The 17589-nt window shown below is 57.8% G+C and carries 18 protein-coding genes; 9 read left to right on the forward strand and 9 right to left on the reverse strand.

What is annotated here, in order from left to right; genetic code table 11:
* Nucleotides 1–19: 19 nt before the first annotated feature.
* Nucleotides 20–1927: a molecular chaperone DnaK gene (dnaK, locus tag E5180_RS12820; RefSeq protein WP_138924720.1), complete on the reverse strand. Its 1908-nt coding sequence runs from the start codon at nt 1925–1927 to the stop codon at nt 20–22.
* A 208-nt stretch (nt 1928–2135) separates the two neighbouring features.
* Between dnaK and E5180_RS12825 the strand changes: the two genes are divergently transcribed.
* Complete coding sequence (locus E5180_RS12825) at nt 2136–2738, forward strand: alpha-ketoglutarate-dependent dioxygenase AlkB family protein (RefSeq protein WP_138924721.1); 603 nt, start codon at nt 2136–2138, stop codon at nt 2736–2738.
* Nucleotides 2739–2740: 2 nt separating this feature from the next.
* Here E5180_RS12825 and E5180_RS12830 read toward each other — a convergent pair whose 3' ends face one another.
* Nucleotides 2741–3565: an ABC transporter permease gene (locus tag E5180_RS12830; protein WP_138924722.1), complete on the reverse strand. Its 825-nt coding sequence runs from the start codon at nt 3563–3565 to the stop codon at nt 2741–2743.
* Between the two features lie 113 nt (nt 3566–3678).
* Here E5180_RS12830 and cysQ point away from each other — a divergent pair, with 113 nt between their 5' ends.
* The 8 genes from cysQ to E5180_RS12870 all read left to right on the forward strand — a co-directional run bounded on the left by cysQ (nt 3679) and on the right by E5180_RS12870 (nt 12790).
* Nucleotides 3679–4476, forward strand: a complete 798-nt coding sequence (gene cysQ, locus E5180_RS12835; protein WP_138924723.1) for a 3'(2'),5'-bisphosphate nucleotidase CysQ — start codon at nt 3679–3681, stop codon at nt 4474–4476.
* On the forward strand, nt 4476–5276 hold the full coding sequence (locus E5180_RS12840; RefSeq protein ID WP_138924724.1) for a 3-deoxy-manno-octulosonate cytidylyltransferase: 801 nt from the start codon (nt 4476–4478) through the stop codon (nt 5274–5276). The genes cysQ and E5180_RS12840 overlap by 1 nt, the downstream gene beginning before the upstream one ends.
* 283 nt (nt 5277–5559) lie before the next feature.
* The gene (galU, locus tag E5180_RS12845) at nt 5560–6459 is read left to right on the forward strand and encodes a UTP--glucose-1-phosphate uridylyltransferase GalU (RefSeq protein ID WP_138924725.1); all 900 of its coding nucleotides are present in this window, start codon (nt 5560–5562) and stop codon (nt 6457–6459) included.
* A gap of 24 nt (nt 6460–6483) precedes the next feature.
* Nucleotides 6484–7467: a UDP-glucose 4-epimerase GalE gene (gene galE, locus E5180_RS12850; RefSeq protein WP_138924726.1), complete on the forward strand. Its 984-nt coding sequence runs from the start codon at nt 6484–6486 to the stop codon at nt 7465–7467.
* Entirely contained in the window at nt 7464–8504 is a 1041-nt protein-coding gene (locus tag E5180_RS12855) for a glycosyltransferase family 2 protein (RefSeq protein ID WP_138924727.1), read from the forward strand. The genes galE and E5180_RS12855 overlap by 4 nt, the downstream gene beginning before the upstream one ends.
* Before the next feature lie 174 nt (nt 8505–8678).
* Nucleotides 8679–9665 (forward strand): glycosyltransferase family 2 protein, encoded by a 987-nt coding sequence (locus E5180_RS12860; RefSeq protein WP_138925219.1) that lies wholly within the window; start codon nt 8679–8681, stop codon nt 9663–9665.
* The gene (locus E5180_RS12865; RefSeq protein WP_138924728.1) at nt 9662–11359 is read left to right on the forward strand and encodes a DUF5927 domain-containing protein; all 1698 of its coding nucleotides are present in this window, start codon (nt 9662–9664) and stop codon (nt 11357–11359) included. Before E5180_RS12860 ends, E5180_RS12865 begins: the two co-directional genes overlap by 4 nt.
* Nucleotides 11360–11362: 3 nt before the next feature.
* Entirely contained in the window at nt 11363–12790 is a 1428-nt protein-coding gene (locus tag E5180_RS12870) for a nodulation protein NodH (RefSeq protein WP_138924729.1), read from the forward strand.
* 6 nt (nt 12791–12796) lie between these two features.
* Here E5180_RS12870 and E5180_RS12875 read toward each other — a convergent pair whose 3' ends face one another.
* From E5180_RS12875 to E5180_RS12905, 7 genes are all read right to left on the reverse strand, one after another.
* Nucleotides 12797–13261, reverse strand: coding sequence for a PTS sugar transporter subunit IIA (locus E5180_RS12875; protein WP_138924730.1), 465 nt, complete (start codon nt 13259–13261; stop codon nt 12797–12799).
* Between the two features lie 42 nt (nt 13262–13303).
* Nucleotides 13304–13870 (reverse strand): ribosome hibernation-promoting factor, HPF/YfiA family, encoded by a 567-nt coding sequence (gene hpf, locus E5180_RS12880; protein WP_138924731.1) that lies wholly within the window; start codon nt 13868–13870, stop codon nt 13304–13306.
* A 249-nt stretch (nt 13871–14119) separates the two neighbouring features.
* A complete protein-coding gene (lptB, locus tag E5180_RS12885) occupies nt 14120–14878 on the reverse strand; it encodes an LPS export ABC transporter ATP-binding protein (protein ID WP_093732099.1) in 759 nt (252 codons plus the stop codon).
* A complete protein-coding gene (locus tag E5180_RS12890) occupies nt 14878–15372 on the reverse strand; it encodes an LptA/OstA family protein (RefSeq protein WP_138924732.1) in 495 nt (164 codons plus the stop codon). The genes lptB and E5180_RS12890 overlap by 1 nt, the downstream gene beginning before the upstream one ends.
* A complete protein-coding gene (locus tag E5180_RS12895) occupies nt 15369–15977 on the reverse strand; it encodes a hypothetical protein (RefSeq protein ID WP_138924733.1) in 609 nt (202 codons plus the stop codon). The genes E5180_RS12890 and E5180_RS12895 overlap by 4 nt, the downstream gene beginning before the upstream one ends.
* Before the next feature lie 6 nt (nt 15978–15983).
* Nucleotides 15984–16946 carry a KpsF/GutQ family sugar-phosphate isomerase gene (locus tag E5180_RS12900; RefSeq protein WP_138924734.1) on the reverse strand — a complete coding sequence of 321 codons (963 nt, stop codon included), beginning with the start codon at nt 16944–16946 and terminating at the stop codon, nt 15984–15986.
* Nucleotides 16943–17557, reverse strand: a complete 615-nt coding sequence (locus E5180_RS12905) for a ribonuclease D (protein ID WP_138924735.1) — start codon at nt 17555–17557, stop codon at nt 16943–16945. The genes E5180_RS12900 and E5180_RS12905 overlap by 4 nt, the downstream gene beginning before the upstream one ends.
* Between the last annotated feature and the right edge of the window lie 32 nt (nt 17558–17589).

A 17589-nucleotide genomic window follows, 5' to 3' on the forward strand; every position in this document is an offset into this window, starting at 1 on the left:
AGTGGTTCCGTGGGCGTGCTTACGCGCGCTTGTTATCGTCCAGATCTTCGAAATCGGCATCGAGGATATCGTCGTCACCTGCGGATGCGTCAGCAGCCGGGGCAACGTCTTCGTTTTCGTCCTGAGCCGCCTTATAGATGGCTTCGCCCAGTTTCATGGCTGCCTCAGTGACGTTCTGGATGCCGTTTTTGATTTTATCAACGTTGTCAGTTGCCAGTTCATCGTTCAGCGCAGCAATGGCCAATTCGATCGCTTCGACGGTGGTCGGGTCAACCTTGTCACCATGCTCTTCCAGCGACCGTTCGGTCGAGTGGATCAGCGATTCAGCCTGGTTCTTCGCTTCGATCAATGCGCGGCGCTCTTTATCAGCGTCTGCATTTTCCTCGGCGTCTTTCACCATTTTTTCGATGTCCGCATCGGACAGACCGCCAGAAGCCTGGATCGTGATCTTCTGCTCTTTGCCCGTGCCTTTATCCAGCGCGCCAACAGCAACAATACCGTTTGCGTCGATGTCAAAGGTCACTTCGATCTGGGGCATACCGCGCGGTGCGGGGGGGATGCTTTCCAGATTGAACGCGCCAAGGATCTTGTTGTCCGCAGCCATTTCACGTTCCCCTTGGAAGACGCGGATGGTCACGGCGCTTTGGTTGTCCTCAGCGGTCGAGAAGACCTGCGACTTTTTGGTCGGGATCGTGGTGTTGCGGTCGATCAGACGGGTGAACACGCCACCCAGCGTTTCGATACCAAGGCTCAGCGGTGTGACGTCCAACAGAACAACGTCTTTAACGTCGCCTTGCAGAACACCCGCCTGAATGGCGGCACCCAAGGCAACAACCTCGTCAGGGTTCACACCCTTGTGCGGCTCTTTGCCAAAGAACTTGGTCACTTCTTCGATCACGCGTGGCATGCGGGTCATACCGCCAACCAGAACGACTTCGTCGATCTCGGATGCGGATACACCGGCATCTTTCAACGCAGCAGCGCAGGGTTTCATCGACGCTTTGATCAGGTCACCTACCAGCTGCTCCAGCTTGGAGCGGGTCAGCTTCATCACCATGTGCAACGGCGAGCCGTCTTTGCCCATCGAGATGAACGGTTGGTTGATCTCTGTCTGGCTTGCGCTCGACAGTTCGATCTTGGCCTTCTCTGCCGCTTCTTTCAGACGCTGGAGCGCCATCTTATCTTGGGTCAGGTCAACGCCGTTGGTCTTTTTGAATTCATCCGCAAGGTAGTTCACGATGCGCATGTCAAAGTCTTCACCACCCAGGAATGTATCACCGTTGGTGGATTTGACTTCGAAAAGACCGTCGTCGATTTCGAGGATGGTCACGTCGAAAGTACCGCCGCCAAGGTCATAGACCGCGATGGTTTGCGTTTCTTTCTTGTCCAGACCATAGGCCAGCGCGGCCGCTGTCGGTTCGTTGATGATCCGCAGCACTTCCAGACCGGCAATCTTGCCCGCGTCTTTTGTGGCCTGACGCTGAGCGTCGTTAAAGTAGGCAGGAACAGTGATGACCGCCTGGGTGACTTCTTCGCCCAGGTAGGATTCAGCTGTTTCCTTCATTTTGCCAAGGATGAACGCAGAGATTTGCGAAGGGGAGTATTTCTCGCCCTTGGCTTTTACCCAAGCGTCGCCGTTCCCACCATCGATCACGGTGAAGGGCAGGTTCTTTTTGTCCTTGGCCAGATCCACGTCGTCATTGCGACGGCCGATCAGGCGCTTAACGCCGAAAATTGTGTTCTCAGGGTTGGTAACCGCTTGCCGTTTGGCAGGCTGGCCAACCAGACGTTCGTCGTCGGTAAAGGCGACGATGGATGGCGTGGTGCGTGCACCTTCGGCGTTTTCAACAACGCGAGGCTGGCTGCCGTCCATGATGGCGATACAGCTGTTTGTCGTTCCTAGGTCGATACCAATAACTTTGGCCATGTTTGATCCCTCATTTACTCAAGGCGATGACACGAAGCGCAGGCCCGTTGTGGCACCCTTGCCCCGATCTTTTTCACCAAAGGCCGGATGCCTTCAGCGGTTCTCGGCGTATATAAGGAGCAGATATGGACCCTGCAACCGTTGCATGAGAAAGGAAACGCGGATTCTGCGTGGATTTTTCGCCAAAGCAGGCAAGAAGGGCGTTTAGATGACGATATTGCGGTTACGCGGCTTCGAAATTCATAAATCCCACCTTACGCTGTCAGCACAACGCACGTTGCTGGATACTGTGCGCGGGGTGGTAAAGCAGGTACCGTTCTTTCGCCCCGTCATGCCAGGTGGGCAGCAGATGTCGGTGCGCATGACGTCTGCGGGCGATTATGGGTGGCTGTCAGACGCGCAGGGCTACCGCTATGCCGAGGCCCATCCCAACGGCACGCCCTGGCCCGCCATCCCCTCGGATGTCCTTACGATCTGGAATGACCTGACCGGATTGGAGCGCCAGCCGGATTCTTGCCTGATTAACTACTACGCGTCGGATGCTAAAATGGGGTTGCATCAGGACCGGAACGAGACCGATTTTCGCTGGCCTGTCGTGTCAATCTCGCTTGGGGACGAAGGATTGCTGCGCGTTGGCGGGCAAAAACGCGGCGGCAAGACGGACAGCCTTTGGCTGCAATCAGGGGATGTCGTTGTCATGGGAGGCGAGGCGCGCCTGAACCATCACGGGATCGACCGCATCCGCGCGGGGTCATCGACGTTGCTGCCCAAGGGCGGGAGGATCAACATCACGCTCAGGGTTGCGACCTGAGATCAGCGTCGCGCGCTCCAGCTGGCAGAGGCGTGTTTGCGCGTATAGAATTCGCCCATCAGCCCGATCACCATCAGCACTACCCCGACCCAAACGGCATATTCCCAGTTACTATAGCGCGGGTTGTAATTGATAAATGCATACCCGCGGGCCTGATCGATGGCGTGGAATAGGGGGTTCCAGTCAAACATGGCCAGCATGAAGGACGGCAGCGAATTGGCCAGAAACATCTTGCCTGAAGCAATCATATTCGCCCGCTGGTAGATCGTCGTAAAGATCTGCGTAAAAGAGGGTGCCCAGGGTTTGATGGCCAGCAACACCATGCCGACAGCAACCCCGGTGAACCATGCGATCAGCATCATGAAAAACACCCCAGCCGTGTCGTAAATCACGATCGGGTTGAACGCCAAATGGTAGATCGACATGATCAGGATCAGCGACAGCATCTGGATGTAGAGCGATCCCAGTGCTGCAGCCGCCAGAGAAATCATCGTGGTCATCGGCGCATGTTTCATCATGGCGCTGGCGGGCCCTTCGGAACCGGCCACGGCCGATACCGTCTTGGTGTGCATCATGAACAGGAAAATCCCCGTCATGATATAGATCACGAAATCACCCCGAATGGCGGACCCGCGCATACCGAGGATCGAAAACATCACATAGAACACGCCCACGAAAATGACCGTTTGCATAATGTTGATGGCGATGGCTGCAAACGCATTGTTGTGCTGCTTGCGCACAGAGCGCACGATCGAATGGTAGACAAGTTCGAAAAAGTTGACTGCCGAGCCTATATTGCCCCTGTTGGTGCGCCGTGGTTGAAACATTGTTGTAGCCTCTTTGTGACGTACCCTCGCACGGAATTCTTGCTGTTCCGTCAACACGCAATCATAAGGGGTTTGCGCAAAGTAATCAACGAAACTGAAAAGGTCGCGACATTATGGATTATGAACAGCTGGTAACGGTGATGCGCCGTTTGTCGATCGAAGCAGGCGACAAGATCATGGAGATTTACGGCTCGGATGATTTCGAGGTCAAAACCAAATCTGACGAAAGCCCCGTGACCATCGCCGACGAAGCCGCGGACCAGATCATCTCGGACGGGCTGCGCGCCGCTTTCCCTGATGTGATGCTTGTAACCGAAGAGCAATCCGCCACCCATTCGGCGTCGGGCGATACTTTTCTTATCGTGGACCCGCTGGACGGGACCAAGGAATTCATCAACCGCCGTGGCGATTTTACCGTGAATATCGCGCTGGTTGAAGGCGGCGTACCGACGCGCGGTGTCGTCTATGCGCCGGCCCGGTCGCGGATGTTCTTTACGTTGGCCGACGGCAGTTCCGTCGAGGAAACCGGCGATTTCCCCAAGGACAGTAGGGGGCCGATTCAGCCGATAACAGTCTCTAAACCGGATAATGCGGCTTTGATGGTGGTGGCGTCAAAGTCGCACCGCGATGAGGCGACCGATGATTACATCGCCAAATACAATGTGCGCGATATGAAAAGCGCGGGCTCGTCGCTCAAGTTTTGTCTGATCGCGACCGGCGAGGCGGACCTTTACCCGCGCGTTGGCCGGACGATGGAATGGGACACCGCTGCGGGCCATGCCGTTCTGACCGGTGCTGGGGGCGCAGTTGTGCGTTTTGACGATCTGACCCCGCTCACTTACGGCAAAGCCGATTTTGCCAACCCTTTCTTTATCGCTCATGCGCCGGGCGTTGATTTGAAAGCCTCCTGATGTCTGTCCTGATTGTTATTCCTGCGCGGTATGCCTCTACGCGCTATCCCGCTAAACCGCTGGCGATGCTGACGGGGGCGGGCGGCAATACGCGCAGCCTGATCGAGCGCAGCTGGCGTGCAGCCTGCGAGGTCCAGGGCGTCGACAAAGTGGTCGTGGCCACCGATGACGACCGCATCAAGGACGCCGCCGAAGCCTTCGGGGCCGAGGTTGTGATGACGTCAGTCAATTGCGCCAACGGCACAGAACGTTGCGCCGAAGCCCATACGGTTCTGGGCGGCGGGTACGACATCGTTGTGAACTTGCAAGGCGACGCACCGCTCACGCCGCATTGGTTTGTCGAAAGCCTTGTGCAGGGTTTGCGAAACGACCCTAACGCAGGGATTGCGACACCTGTGTTGCGCTGCGATGGTGCCGCGTTGAACGGGCTGCTGGCAGATCGCAAAGCCGGTCGCGTGGGGGGCACCACTGCCGTGTTCGCGGCTGACCATGCGGCGATGTACTTCTCTAAGGAAGTCGTGCCGTTCACATCGAAAACCTATGACGATGCGGCCGCAACACCGGTCTTTCACCACGTGGGCGTCTATGCCTATCGCCCCGATGCGTTGGCGTCCTACTCGTCGTGGAACGTGGGCCCGCTTGAACAGCTCGAAGGGCTTGAACAACTGCGGTTCATGGAAAACAGCCATAAGGTGCTTTGTGTCGAGGTCGAGGCCAAGGGCCGCCAGTTCTGGGAGCTAAACAACCCCGAAGATGTGCCCAAGATCGAAGCAATGATGGCCGAGATGGGGCTGGACTGACCGCGCTGCCCAATCGCTTTCGCCGAGATTGCGTTTGGGCGGGCAATCTGCAACGAATAGGCCCGCAGCACGCCAAGGTTTTCATTTATTTTCAGAAAACGGCGGATAAGGCGCAAAATTGCGCAGGCTGTGACGCAAGGGGGTTTTTGTGCCGCGAAATCAGCAAGAAGCCGCCACAATTCGGGCGCTGGTCTTATTTAGGACTGGCAGCATGATGGTTTGCAATTCACTGAGCACTAACTTCGGTTATCCGCACGTATATTTATAAGGGCAGCGATTTCACATGGCTAAGAAAGTAACAAAAGCGATTTTTCCGGTGGCTGGTTTGGGAACGCGGTTTTTGCCCGCGACGAAATCTGTCCCCAAAGAGATCATGACCCTGGTCGATCGCCCGCTGGTGCAATACGCCATCGACGAAGCTCGCGCGGCCGGGATTAAGGAATTTATCTTTGTCACATCCCGCGGCAAGGGCGCGCTGGAAGACTACTTTGACCACTCTCCCGTGCTGGAACAGGAGCTCCGCTCCAAGGGCAAAACAGAGCTGTTGGAGATCCTTAAAGACACCAATATGGATAGTGGTGCCATCGCCTATATCCGCCAGCACAAAGCACTTGGTCTGGGCCACGCCGTATGGTGTGCCCGTCGTCTGATCGGCAACGAACCTTTTGCGGTGATGCTGCCCGATGACGTGATCGCAGCTGACAAGCCCTGCCTGCAACAGATGATCGAAGCCTACAATGAAACCGGCGGCAACATGGTTGCGGCGATGGAAGTGAACCCTGAAAAGTCCTCTTCTTACGGGATGTTGGACATTGATGATGGTCAATCCGATGGGGCCTTGGTCAAGGTCAAAGGCATGGTCGAAAAGCCCAAAGCCGAAGACGCACCGTCAAACCTTGCCGTGATCGGCCGCTATATCCTGTCGCCGAACGTGCTGAAGAACCTGAACCAGCTAAAGTCCGGCTCGGGCGGGGAAATCCAGCTGACAGATGCCATCGCGGCGGAGCTGACCCAAGGCAACGATGTCTACGGCTACCGCTTTAAGGGCCAGCGTTTTGACTGCGGCTCTAAATCTGGGTTCTTGCAGGCGACGGTCTCCTTTGGGTTGGCCCGCGAGGAACTGCGCGATGATCTGCGCGCCTATCTGCAAGACATCATGCAGGGCGAAACTGCGGCGCAATAAGCGCTGGACACAAAGGACGGGCGTATGGCGAATATCTTGGTCACCGGCGGCGCGGGGTACATCGGGTCGCATGCGTGCAAGGCGCTGGCTGCTGCAGGCCATACTCCCGTCACTTTTGACAATCTGGTCACCGGCTGGCGCGATGCGGTGAAATTCGGCCCCTTTGTGCAGGGTGATCTGCTGAACCGGGCCGAGATTGATGCCGTGTTTGAACAGTACCAACCGGTCGCCGTCATGCATTTCGCCGCGCTCAGTCAGGTGGGCGACAGCATGAAGCAGCCCGGCACCTATTGGCGCAATAATGTCGAAGGGTCGCTGAACCTGATCGAGGCGACAGTCGCGGCGGGCTGCAAACAGTTTGTCTTTTCATCCACCTGTGCGACCTATGGCGATCAGGATAATGTCGTGTTGGACGAAAACAGCGCGCAACATCCGATTAATGCCTACGGGGCCTCCAAGCGCGCAATCGAAGATATCCTGCGCGATTTCGAGGCCGCCTATGGGCTGCAAAGCGTGATCTTTCGCTATTTCAACGTAGCCGGTGCCGACCCCGAGGGCGAAGTGGGCGAATTCCACCGCCCCGAGACGCATTTGATCCCGCTGATGTTGGATGCCATCGACGGGAAACGCGATGCGCTGACGATTTTTGGCACCGATTACGACACCCCCGACGGCACCTGCATCCGCGATTATGTGCATGTATGCGATCTGGTCGACGCCCATGTGTTGGGGTTGAACTGGCTGCTTGAGGATAAGGGAAGCCGCGTGTTCAACTTGGGCACCGGCACAGGGTTTTCGGTGCGCGAGGTTGTTGAACACAGCCGTGAGGTGACCAACCGCGCCGTGCCGATGACCGAAGGCGACCGGCGACCGGGTGATTGCACCAAGCTGGTATCAGGATCGGTCCGTGCAGAGACTGAACTGGGGTGGCTGCCCAAACGATCGACCCTGCCGCAGATGATCGCCGACGCATGGAGATGGCACCAAACCGGCGACTATAGCGCATGACGGACAGCGCCGCTGGTCCTGCGTCCCGATGGGCCCGCCTGTCGGGTGCCTACCGGATGCGGTTGAAACGGCGGCGGCTGCTGTGGCGTGCATTGCGGGCGAGGCATCAGCTCGGGGCCTCGTCGGGGCATGGGGCAATCCCGCCTGACGGGGTGCTGGCCTTTGTCGTGCTGCGTAACGAGGCCGCGCGGCTTCCGTATTTTCTGCAGCACTACCGCGATCTTGGCGTTGCGCATTTTCTGATTGTCGACAATGGCAGCGACGATGGCAGCGCCGACCTGCTGGCGGCGCAGCCCGATGTGACCCTGTGGCAAACGACCGCCAGCTACCGCGGGTCGCGGTTCGGTCTGGATTGGCTCAACTGGCTGCTGTGGCGGCACGGGCACGGGCGCTGGTGCCTGACCGTCGATACCGACGAGCTGCTGGTCTATGACCAGATGGACGCGCACAAGCTGCCCGCGCTCGCGGGGCAGCTTGAGAGGGGAGGCCGCGTCGGGTTCGGTACGCTGATGTTGGATGTTTTCCCAAAAGGGCCCTTGGGGGCGCAGGCCTATGTGCCGGGGGATGATCCGTCGCGCATATTGAACTGGTTTGACGCCGGACCATACCGCGCTGTGCGTCAGTGGCCGCTGAACAACCTTTGGGTGCAGGGCGGGGCGCGTGAACGCATGTTCTTTGCTGACCAGCCGATGCAATCGCCGACGCTGAACAAGATACCGCTGGTGCGCTGGAACCGGCGCTATGTCTACGTCAATTCGACCCACTCTTTGCTGCCACCGGCGTTGAACGAGCTCTATGATGGGCCGGGAGGGGAGACCCCGTCAGGGGTGTTGCTACACAGTAAGTTCCTGCCAGAGATCATACCGAAATCCCTTCAGGAAAAGGCGCGTGGGCAGCATTTTCATACGCCTGAACAGTTTGACGGGTACTATGATCAGATCGCGACCGCCCCCGATCTGTGGCACGAGGGCGCGCGGCGCTATAGCGGGCCGGCGGATCTGGAAGCCTGCTGCCTGATGCGCAGCCCTTGGGCCTAATCACTGTACCAGCTGCTAATCCATCAGTGCAGCGTGTAACTGTTTCAAATTACGTTGTTTATAAAGACGGCCCATGACATATTGTCCTCAAACCTGATGCAATAAAGGCGACGCACGGGCGGGGCGTTGTGAGCAGGGTATGGAGAACACGTGAGCCTTTGGGATTCTTACAAGATGCGCGTGCGGCGCAAGCGGAGGTTGATCCGGGCCCTGCGCAAGTCGTCCGAGCTGAAAAATGTTCAGGACAATACCCGCGCGATCCGTCCTGACGATGTCTTGCTTGTCTGCACAATGCGGAACGAAAAAATCCGGCTGCCCTACTTTCTAGAGTATTATCGCGCGCTCGGGATGAACCACTTCCTATTTGTCGATAACGGGTCCGACGACGGCAGTGCCGATTACTTGCGCGGGATGAAGGACGTGTCCGTCTGGCACACCGACGCCAGCTATCGTCGATCCGGTTTCGGTATCGACTGGATGAACTATCTTAAACGCAAATACGCGCATGGCCATTGGGTGCTGGTGGTCGATCCGGATGAATTCTTTGTCTATCCGTTCTGTGATACGCGGCCGGTTCAGGCGCTGACCGACTGGCTGGATAACTGCGAGATCCGCAGCTTTGGCGCGATGCTGCTGGATGTGTACCCCAAGGGGCGGCTGGGGGATGAACCCTATCAAGCCGGTCAAAACCCGATGGAGATCGCCTCGTGGTTCGATAGCGGCAACTACGCGATTTCGCGCAATGCGAAATACGGCAACCTCTGGATACAGGGTGGGCCGCGTGCGCGGGTGTTCTTCAAGCACAAGCCTGCCAAGGCACCTGCGCTCAACAAGGTGCCTTTGGTTAAATGGGACCGTCGCTATGCTTATGTCAGTTCGACCCATACGCTGCTGCCGCGCGGGCTGAACCGGGTTTATGACGAATGGGGCGGAGAGAAAGCCTCGGGCGTTTTGCTACATGCCAAGTTCCTGGACACCTTCGGGGCCAAGGCCGCAGAAGAGCTTGAGCGCGGACAGCATTATGCCAAATCCGTTGAATATAAGGCCTATGCCAATAGCCGGGACCAAGACCCACAGCTTTGGGGGAAGTGGTCCGAGAAATACATTAACTGGCGCCAGCTCGAGATTCTGGGCCTTATGTCCAAGGGCAACTGGGCATGAGCGTCGGACTGGTCATGCTGGTGCATACCGCCCTGGACCGCGCCGAACAGGTGGCGCGGCATTGGGCTGCGGCGGGCTGTCCGGTGGTGATCCACGTCGACAAATCGGTGCCGGTGAAAACCCATGACGATTTTGTGCAGGCGCTGGCTGATGTCCCTAATCTGGTGTTCAGCAAACGCTATCGCTGCGAATGGGGGACGTGGGGGCTGGTTGCCGCGTCTCAGACTGCGTCCGAAATGATGTTGAATGGCTTCGCAGACGTGCGCCATGTCTATCTGGCGTCCGGTTCATGCCTGCCGCTGCGTCCAGTGAAAGAGCTGATCGATTATCTTGCCGCCCGTCCGCGTACCGACTTCATCGAAAGCGCGACCACGGCAGATGTCCCCTGGACTGTTGGGGGGCTGGATGTCGAACGCTTTACCATGCGTTTCCCCTTTTCGTGGAAGCGGCACCGGTATCTTTTCGACAAGTCGGTTGCTGTTCAGCGCTTCGTCGGGCTCAAGCGGCGTATCCCTAAGGGCATCGTGCCGCATATGGGCTCGCAATGGTGGTGCCTGACCCGCCAAACCCTGTCGGCGATCCTTCAGGACCCGAAACGCGCCGGATACGACGCCTATTTCCGCCATGTCTGGATTCCGGATGAAAGCTATTTCCAGACGCTCGCGCGGCTCTATTCCACCCAGATCGAAAGCCGGTCGCTGACCCTGTCAAAGTTCGATTTTCAGGGCAAACCACATATTTTTTACGACGATCACCTGCAGCTTTTACGGCGGTCCGATTGTTTCGTCGCACGCAAGATCTGGCCCAAGGCGGGCCGTCTTTATGACGCGTTCCTGACCGATGAGGCGGGCGCGATGAAACGGACAGAGCCGAACCCGGGCAAGATCGACCGCGTCTTTGCCAAAGCCGTTGAACGCCGCACGCGCGGGCGCGCAGGGCTGTATATGCAAAGCCGCTTTCCGAACGAAGGTTGGGAAAACGGTGTCACCGCCGCGCCCTATTCGGTCTTTCAGGGCTTCGTCGCACTGTTCGAGAATTTCGAGCCTTGGCTGGCAAAATCCACCGGCGCGCGGGTCCACGGCCATCTGTTTGCACCGGACCGCGTGCATTTTGCAGATGGGCAGAATGCGATCAATGGTGCGCTTAGCAATAGCGCCAAAATCCGCAATTATGACCCCAAGGCGTTTCTGACCAATCTGATCTGGAACACCCGTGGCGAACGTCAGTGCTTTCAGTTCAGCCCGCAGGACAATCAGGACATCTGCTGGGAGATCGCCAAAGACCCGAATGCACAGGTGTCGGTGATCACCGGCGCGTGGGCCGTGCCACTGTTTCGGTCGAATAAGGACTTTGCCGATATCCGCCGTACCGCTGCCGCGCTGCAAAAGATCGAAAGCGAGCATATGGCGATCCTGCGGTCGCATTATGCCAAGGCGCGGGTGCGTATCTGGACAATGGCGGAATTCATCGAAGCCCCGATGGAACCGTTGCAAAGCATTCTCGACGAGATCGGTCAGGTCAAAACCGGCCGTTTGTCCGAGGTGCCGAAGATGGCGGATCTGACAGGCTTTGGGCAATTCCTGCAAAACCTCAAAAACCAGGGGATGCACCCCTATCTGATGGGCGATTTTCCCGTTGAACGTGGCATGTCGGCCGCCCAGAAACCGCCGCGCAAACCCTATTTGGTGCAATAAAATATGTCTTTGAAATTCAAAAGCTTCGTCGTCTTTGCCGAGATGCGCACAGGCTCCAATTTTCTGGAAAGCAACCTGAACGCCTTTGACGGGATCACCTGCCACGGGGAGGCGTTCAACCCGCATTTCATCGGCTACCCCAAAAGCGCAGAGATTTTGGGCGTGGATCAGGAAACGCGGGACGATGATCCGGCCAAGTTGCTGGCCGCGATACGTGACAAGACCAAGGGCATCGGCGGATTTCGCTATTTTCACAACCACGACCCGCGCGTGCTGGACCCGCTGCTGGAAGATGACACCTGCGCCAAGATCATTCTGACGCGGAATCCGGTGGAAAGCTATGTCAGCTGGAAGATCGCGCGCAGCACGGGACAATGGAAGCTGACTGACGTCAAAGCGCATAAAAAGGCGCAAGCGGTGTTCGACGAGGCAGAGTTCTCTGACCATCTTGAGGCGATGCAAGAGTTCCAGTTGACGCTGTTGAACCGGCTTCAAAAGCTGGGGCAGACGGCTTTCTATGTGGCGTACGAAGACCTGCAAAGTGTCGAGGTGATGAACGGTTTGGCCCGGTATCTGGGGGTTGATCATCAGCTCGACGCACTGGACAAGAGCCTGAAAAAGCAGAACCCCGAACCGATCTCGGCCAAGGTCAGCAACTATGATGAAATGCTGGACGCGCTTGGCCGGATGGATCGTTTCGACCTGACCCGAACGCCGAATTTCGAACCCCGACGCGGGCCAGTGGTGCCGTCCTATGTTGTCGCGGCCAACGCTCCGCTGCTATATCTGCCACTGCGCAGCGGGCCCGAACCGCAGGTGCTGGATTGGATGGCGGCGCTGGACGGTGTCGGGCGGGGCGCTTTGCAAACTAAGCTCAACCAAAAGCAATTGCGCCAGTGGAAGCGCAAGCATCCCGGTCACCGCAGCTTTACCGTGCTACGGCACCCCGTAGACCGCGCCCATGACGCTTTCTGCCGGCATATTCTGACCACGGGCAAAGGCAGCTACGCTCAGCTGCGCGAAACGCTGATCAAACGCTATAAGATGCCGCTGCCCCAGGGCGAGCCGGACAATAGCTATGACGCTAATGCACATCGCGCCGCGTTCAAGGCATTTCTGACGTTTCTCAAGGGGAACCTGAACGGGCAGACGGCGATCCGAGTGGATCAGGCGTGGTGCACCCAAGCGCAAGCGGTGCAGGGTTTCGGAGAGTTTGCCCTGCCCGACCGGATCATCCGCGAAGACGAGTTGGCAGCAGAGCTGTCAGCGCTGGCGCAAGGCGTTGGCATTCAGCCCCCGGCCACGGTGACGTTGCGCCCGGTGACCCAACCCTATGTGCTGGCCGACATCTACGACGCCGAGATCGAGAAACTTACGTCCGACGCGTATCAGCGGGACTATATGATTTTCGGATTTAACAGCTGGCGCTAGGGCCGCTTAGGCGGCCTGTGTCGCCTGTGCTTCGGTCAGGATCGCATACAACGTGGCAGGATCCGGATTGGCCCGCAGCTTGGCGCAGACAGAGGCGTTGCGCAGGGTGCGCGACACCAGCGCGAGCGCCTTGAGGTGTTCGACACCAGCACTTTCGGGGGCGAACAGCGCAAAAGCGATATCAACCGGCTGGCGGTCAACCGCGTTGAAATCAATCGGTTTGTCGAGAAGCACAAAGGCCCCCAACACTTCTTCTAGTCCTTCAAGACGCGCATGGGGCAGCGCAACCCCTTGGCCCACACCTGTTGGGCCAAGGGATTCACGCGTCATCAAGGCATCGACCACCGCAGCGGCCTTTAACCCGTAAGCATTATGCGCCAGCTCCCCGATATCGTGGAGCAGGCGTTTTTTGCTTGAGGCCGATGTGAGGACTTTGACAGCCCCCGGTTTTAGGAGTTTCGCAAAATTCATTCTGCTCGCTCTGTTCTCGGCCGCTTACGGGTCCGGTTTCTGTTACGACGGATCAATCCAGCCGATGTTGCCATCCTCGCGGCGGTAGACAACATTCACGCCTTCTTGGCCGTCTTTGCGAAAGACCACGACAGGTGTACCCGAAATTTCCATCTGCATCACAGCTTCACCGACAGACAAGGTCGCAATCTTGGTCTGCATTTCCGCAATGATCATGGGTTGGAGGGTTTCGGGTTCCTGCGCGTCTGAATCGCTTTCTGAAGCGAGGATATACGAGGACGCACCGAAAAGTTCAACCGGTTGCGCACGCTCGCGATGGTGATCCTTCAACCGACGCTTGTAGCGGCGCAGTTGCTTTTCCATCTTCGCCGCACATGAATCGAAAGATCCATAAATATCAGTAGCATGTGCTTTCGCTGACGCCGTAAGGCCAGTCGATAGGTGCACCGTCGCTTCGCAGACAAATTCGTGACCGGATTTTGAAAAGATGACATTCGCGTCCGTCGGACGTTCAGCATACTTCTGGACAGCTTCGCCCAATTCCGTTTTCACATGCGTTTGCAGGGCTTCGCCGATGTCGATTTGTTTGCCACTGATTTGGTACCGCATAAAATCTCCTTACTCTAATGATCCGGACAACACCATTGGCCGCAATGAATGCGGTAAAGGCGGGGTCAGATGCGGGTGAATGACGATGCGACCAGCGTGTGAAGCATTACCCCTTCGGGAAGGGGGGGATGCAGCACGAACATGATACGCAGTCTCGCCATGGGACCATTGAGCGCCCGAATGGGCCGCGTTGTCAAATGAATCCGGCTTAAATCTGTGCGGAAACTAGCGCAATATTTCTGTAGTTGATTAGGAAATGCGGAAGTTATCGCCAAGGTAGACGCGGCGTACGTTTTCGTTCTGTACGACCTCTTCGGGGGTGCCTGACATCAATACCGTGCCTTCGTGCAAAATGTAGGCGCGATCCACAATATCCAGCGTTTCCCGAACGTTATGGTCCGTGATCAGCACGCCGATACCGCGTTTTTTCAGGTCGGCGACTAGATGTCGGATGTCATCCACAGAAATCGGATCGACCCCGGCAAAGGGTTCATCCAGCAGTAGGTATTTGGGATCGGCGGCCAGACAGCGGGCAATTTCGACCCGGCGGCGCTCCCCGCCCGACAGCGCCAAGGCAGGCGCGCGGCGCAGGTGTTCGATGGAAAATTCCGACAGCAATGCCTCGAGCCTTTCACGGCGCCCGCGCGCATCAGAGATCGAGATATCCAGTATGGCCGAGATATTGTCCTGCACGCTTAGCCCGCGAAAGATGCTCATCTCTTGGGGCAGATAGCCGATACCCAGCTGTGCGCGGCGATACATCGGCAGGGTGGTGACGTTCTTGCCATCGATGGTGACGGTGCCACCTTCGGGCATCACCAGACCAGCCACCGCATAAAAGGTAGTGGTTTTACCGGATCCGTTCGGCCCGAGCAGGGCGACGACTTCGCCGCGGTTCAGCTCCATCGAGAAATCGCGGATCACGGTTTTCTTGCGGTATGATTTACGCAGATGTTCAATGCGCAGACCGCTTGCGCCATCCGTAACCGTTAAATTGGGGGCAGACATCAGTTCTTGCTGCCCGTTTGCAGAATGGTTTTCACGCCGCCGGACATTTGCGCTGTGCCCTCGGATAATTTGACGCTCATGGTTTCAGAGCTGAGCGCGTTGCGCCCTTGGGTCAGCAACACATTGCCCGACATGACGATCGTGCCCGTGTCGATATCGTAATCCGCCCGCTCTGATTCGGCGGCGTCTTTGCCCGACACAAGGGTCACACCGCCGGTCGCTTCCAGCCGGGCGATGCCCTCGGCTTCGGCGCGATATACAACTAGAACACGTGCGGCGGACAAGCGCATCTCGCCCTGACCGATTAGCACATTTCCGGTGAAAACAGCCGTCCCATCGCCTTGATCGACAGACAGGTTATCGGCGGTCACCTCGACGGGGAGGCCCGTATCCTGACGGATCGTCCCAAAGGCCACATTGGTCCCTTGTGCGGCGATTGGCATCGCAGAAAAAAGCAGGAAAACAGACATTAATAGGTGTTTCACGCGCGTCACTCTGATTTGGGTTTCGGTTTGTATATCAGCTTCACTCGATTTGTGAAAACCAATTGGGGCGAGGCTTGGTCGTCTGTTTGTGTGATCGACATGGCACCGGCCTCTAGGGTGCCACCCGGGGCTGTGCCATACACTGTCCCCGGCGATTGGATGTTCAGGCCGGACAGGTCAGAGGTGATTTTGTCACTTTGCAGCCGGTACCCCGTAGAGGTCGTCAGCACCACCCCGCCCAGCAGGTCGGCAACGTCTTTGGCGATGTCGAAATCGGCCAGGTCCGATTGCAGGCGAAAAGTCGATCCTTCGGGGGTCTTTATGGTCGCGCGCAGGTTTTCAGCGTGGTTCATGCCGGTCTGCCCGTCCGGACGGGTCAGCACATCAGCATAGAATGACAGCTCGTCACCGTCAGCCGTCGCACCAGTAAAAAAGGGGCCGGTGATCTGCTGGTCGCGCAGGCGGTCCTGCACATCCTTTTCAGCAAAGGGGATCGCCTGCCCGGGATCAATCGCGCGCGACAGCAGGAACAGCGTCGACAGCAGGCCAAGCGCTGCAAGCGGGAACAGCACCTTCAGCCAAGCGATCAGTCTGGTATAGCGGTCCCGTTGCATCGCGGCTTAGCCCAGACCGACGCGCAGGCAGTCGTGGATATGCAGCAGACCCGCAGGGTCGTTCCCTTGGGTGGGGTCCAGTACCAGCAAACAAGTGATCTTGCGCGCGTTCATGATGCCCACGGCCTTTTCCGCCAGCGCATCGGGGGCGACGGTCACAGGCGTTGGCGTCATAACCTCGCGCGCCGTTTTTTCCATCAGCCCGTCCAGATGCCGCCCCAGATCGCCGCTGGTGATGATCCCTGCCAAGGCACCGCTGGCGTCGGTGACGATCACCACACCAAAGGATTTGCTGCTCATTGCCATCAGCGCATCAGACATGGGGGCATCGGCCTGCACCAAGGGCAACGCATCGCCTGTGTGCATCAGGTCGGCAACGCGGCTGAGCCGTGCGCCCAGTTTTCCGCCGGGGTGGAATTCACGGAAATGTTCGGCGGTGAAAGAGCGGTTTTCCATCAGCGCAATCGCCACGGCATCCCCCATTGCCAGCGTCATCGTGGTCGAGGTCGACGGGACAACGCCGGTGCCGCAGGCCTCTGGCAGCTGGGGCAGTTCAAGCACCACGTCGCAATGCGCGCCAAGGCTGCTTGTCGCACGGCTGGTGATACCGATCAGCGGGATGGAAAAGCGACGCGAATAGGCGATCAGATTGGCCAGTTCAGGTGCCTCGCCCGAGTTCGAGATCGCAAGCACGACATCATCGGCGGTGATCATGCCCAAATCGCCGTGGCTCGCCTCGGCGGGATGGACGAATTGCGCGGGCGTGCCGGTGCTGGCCAGCGTCGCCGCGATCTTTTTGGCGATATGGCCGGATTTGCCGATGCCGGTGACAATCACGCGCCCGCGGGTCGCAACCAACAGGTCGATCGCCTGACGAAAACGATCATCAAGGCTGTCGGCCAGTTGCTCAAGCGCTTGGGCTTCGGTGCGGATGACGCGGCGGGCGGTATCTAGGAATGGTGTGGTCATGCGTGTGCAAAAATATCCGTTTCGGGCCAGCCGTCCAAGTCAAGCTGGGCACGGGTTGGCAAAAATTCAAAACACGCTTGCGCGAGCTCGATCCGACCTTCGCGGATCAACATCTGGTTCAGCACGTCGCGCAGTTTGTGCAGGTGCAGCACGTCGGACGCAGCATAGTCGATCTGCGCCTTGGTCAGCTTTTCGGCCCCCCAATCGCTGGATTGTTGCTGCTTGGAGATATCGACGCTCAGCAGTTCTTGGCAAAGTTTGGCAAGCCCGTGGCGGTCGGTATAGGTGCGCACAAGGCGGCTGGCGATCTTGGTGCAATAGACCGGTGCGGCCTTTGCCCCAAAGGTGTTCAGCAGCGCCGCGATGTCAAAGCGCCCATAGTGGAACAGCTTGAGCACATGGGGATCTTCGAGCAGGGCGCAAAGATTAGGCGCCTCGGTCTGGCCTTTGGCAATCTGGATCAGATGGGCGTTGCCATCGCCACCAGAGAGTTGCACGACACAAAGCCGATCGCGGTGCGGATGCAGCCCCATGGTTTCGCAATCAATCGCGACCATCGGTCCAAGCTTCAGCCCGTCGGGCAGGTCATTTTGGTAAACTGTATTTGTCATGCCTTCCCTATATCCCGCTGGTGCGCTTTGGG

The sequence above is a fragment of the Sulfitobacter sp. BSw21498 genome, assembly GCF_006064855.1.
Taxonomy (GTDB): Bacteria; Pseudomonadota; Alphaproteobacteria; order Rhodobacterales; family Rhodobacteraceae; genus Sulfitobacter.

What these genes read in the sequence shown, in the direction of transcription:
- galU (WP_138924725.1), top strand. Translation starts at nt 5,560, where the DNA reads ATGGCTAAGAAAGTAACAAAAGCGATTTTTCCGGTGGCTGGTTTGGGA.
- galE (WP_138924726.1), top strand. Translation starts at nt 6,484, where the DNA reads ATGGCGAATATCTTGGTCACCGGCGGCGCGGGGTACATCGGGTCGCAT.
- E5180_RS12865 (WP_138924728.1), top strand. Translation starts at nt 9,662, where the DNA reads ATGAGCGTCGGACTGGTCATGCTGGTGCATACCGCCCTGGACCGCGCC.
- E5180_RS12895 (WP_138924733.1), bottom strand. Translation starts at nt 15,977, where the DNA reads ATGCAACGGGACCGCTATACCAGACTGATCGCTTGGCTGAAGGTGCTG.
- E5180_RS12830 (WP_138924722.1), bottom strand. Translation starts at nt 3,565, where the DNA reads ATGTTTCAACCACGGCGCACCAACAGGGGCAATATAGGCTCGGCAGTC.
- dnaK (WP_138924720.1), bottom strand. Translation starts at nt 1,927, where the DNA reads ATGGCCAAAGTTATTGGTATCGACCTAGGAACGACAAACAGCTGTATC.
- lptB (WP_093732099.1), bottom strand. Translation starts at nt 14,878, where the DNA reads ATGTCTGCCCCCAATTTAACGGTTACGGATGGCGCAAGCGGTCTGCGC.
- E5180_RS12900 (WP_138924734.1), bottom strand. Translation starts at nt 16,946, where the DNA reads ATGACCACACCATTCCTAGATACCGCCCGCCGCGTCATCCGCACCGAA.
- E5180_RS12840 (WP_138924724.1), top strand. Translation starts at nt 4,476, where the DNA reads ATGTCTGTCCTGATTGTTATTCCTGCGCGGTATGCCTCTACGCGCTAT.
- E5180_RS12875 (WP_138924730.1), bottom strand. Translation starts at nt 13,261, where the DNA reads ATGAATTTTGCGAAACTCCTAAAACCGGGGGCTGTCAAAGTCCTCACA.
- E5180_RS12860 (WP_138925219.1), top strand. Translation starts at nt 8,679, where the DNA reads ATGCGCGTGCGGCGCAAGCGGAGGTTGATCCGGGCCCTGCGCAAGTCG.
- E5180_RS12870 (WP_138924729.1), top strand. Translation starts at nt 11,363, where the DNA reads ATGTCTTTGAAATTCAAAAGCTTCGTCGTCTTTGCCGAGATGCGCACA.
- hpf (WP_138924731.1), bottom strand. Translation starts at nt 13,870, where the DNA reads ATGCGGTACCAAATCAGTGGCAAACAAATCGACATCGGCGAAGCCCTG.
- cysQ (WP_138924723.1), top strand. Translation starts at nt 3,679, where the DNA reads ATGGATTATGAACAGCTGGTAACGGTGATGCGCCGTTTGTCGATCGAA.
- E5180_RS12825 (WP_138924721.1), top strand. Translation starts at nt 2,136, where the DNA reads ATGACGATATTGCGGTTACGCGGCTTCGAAATTCATAAATCCCACCTT.
- E5180_RS12855 (WP_138924727.1), top strand. Translation starts at nt 7,464, where the DNA reads ATGACGGACAGCGCCGCTGGTCCTGCGTCCCGATGGGCCCGCCTGTCG.
- E5180_RS12905 (WP_138924735.1), bottom strand. Translation starts at nt 17,557, where the DNA reads ATGACAAATACAGTTTACCAAAATGACCTGCCCGACGGGCTGAAGCTT.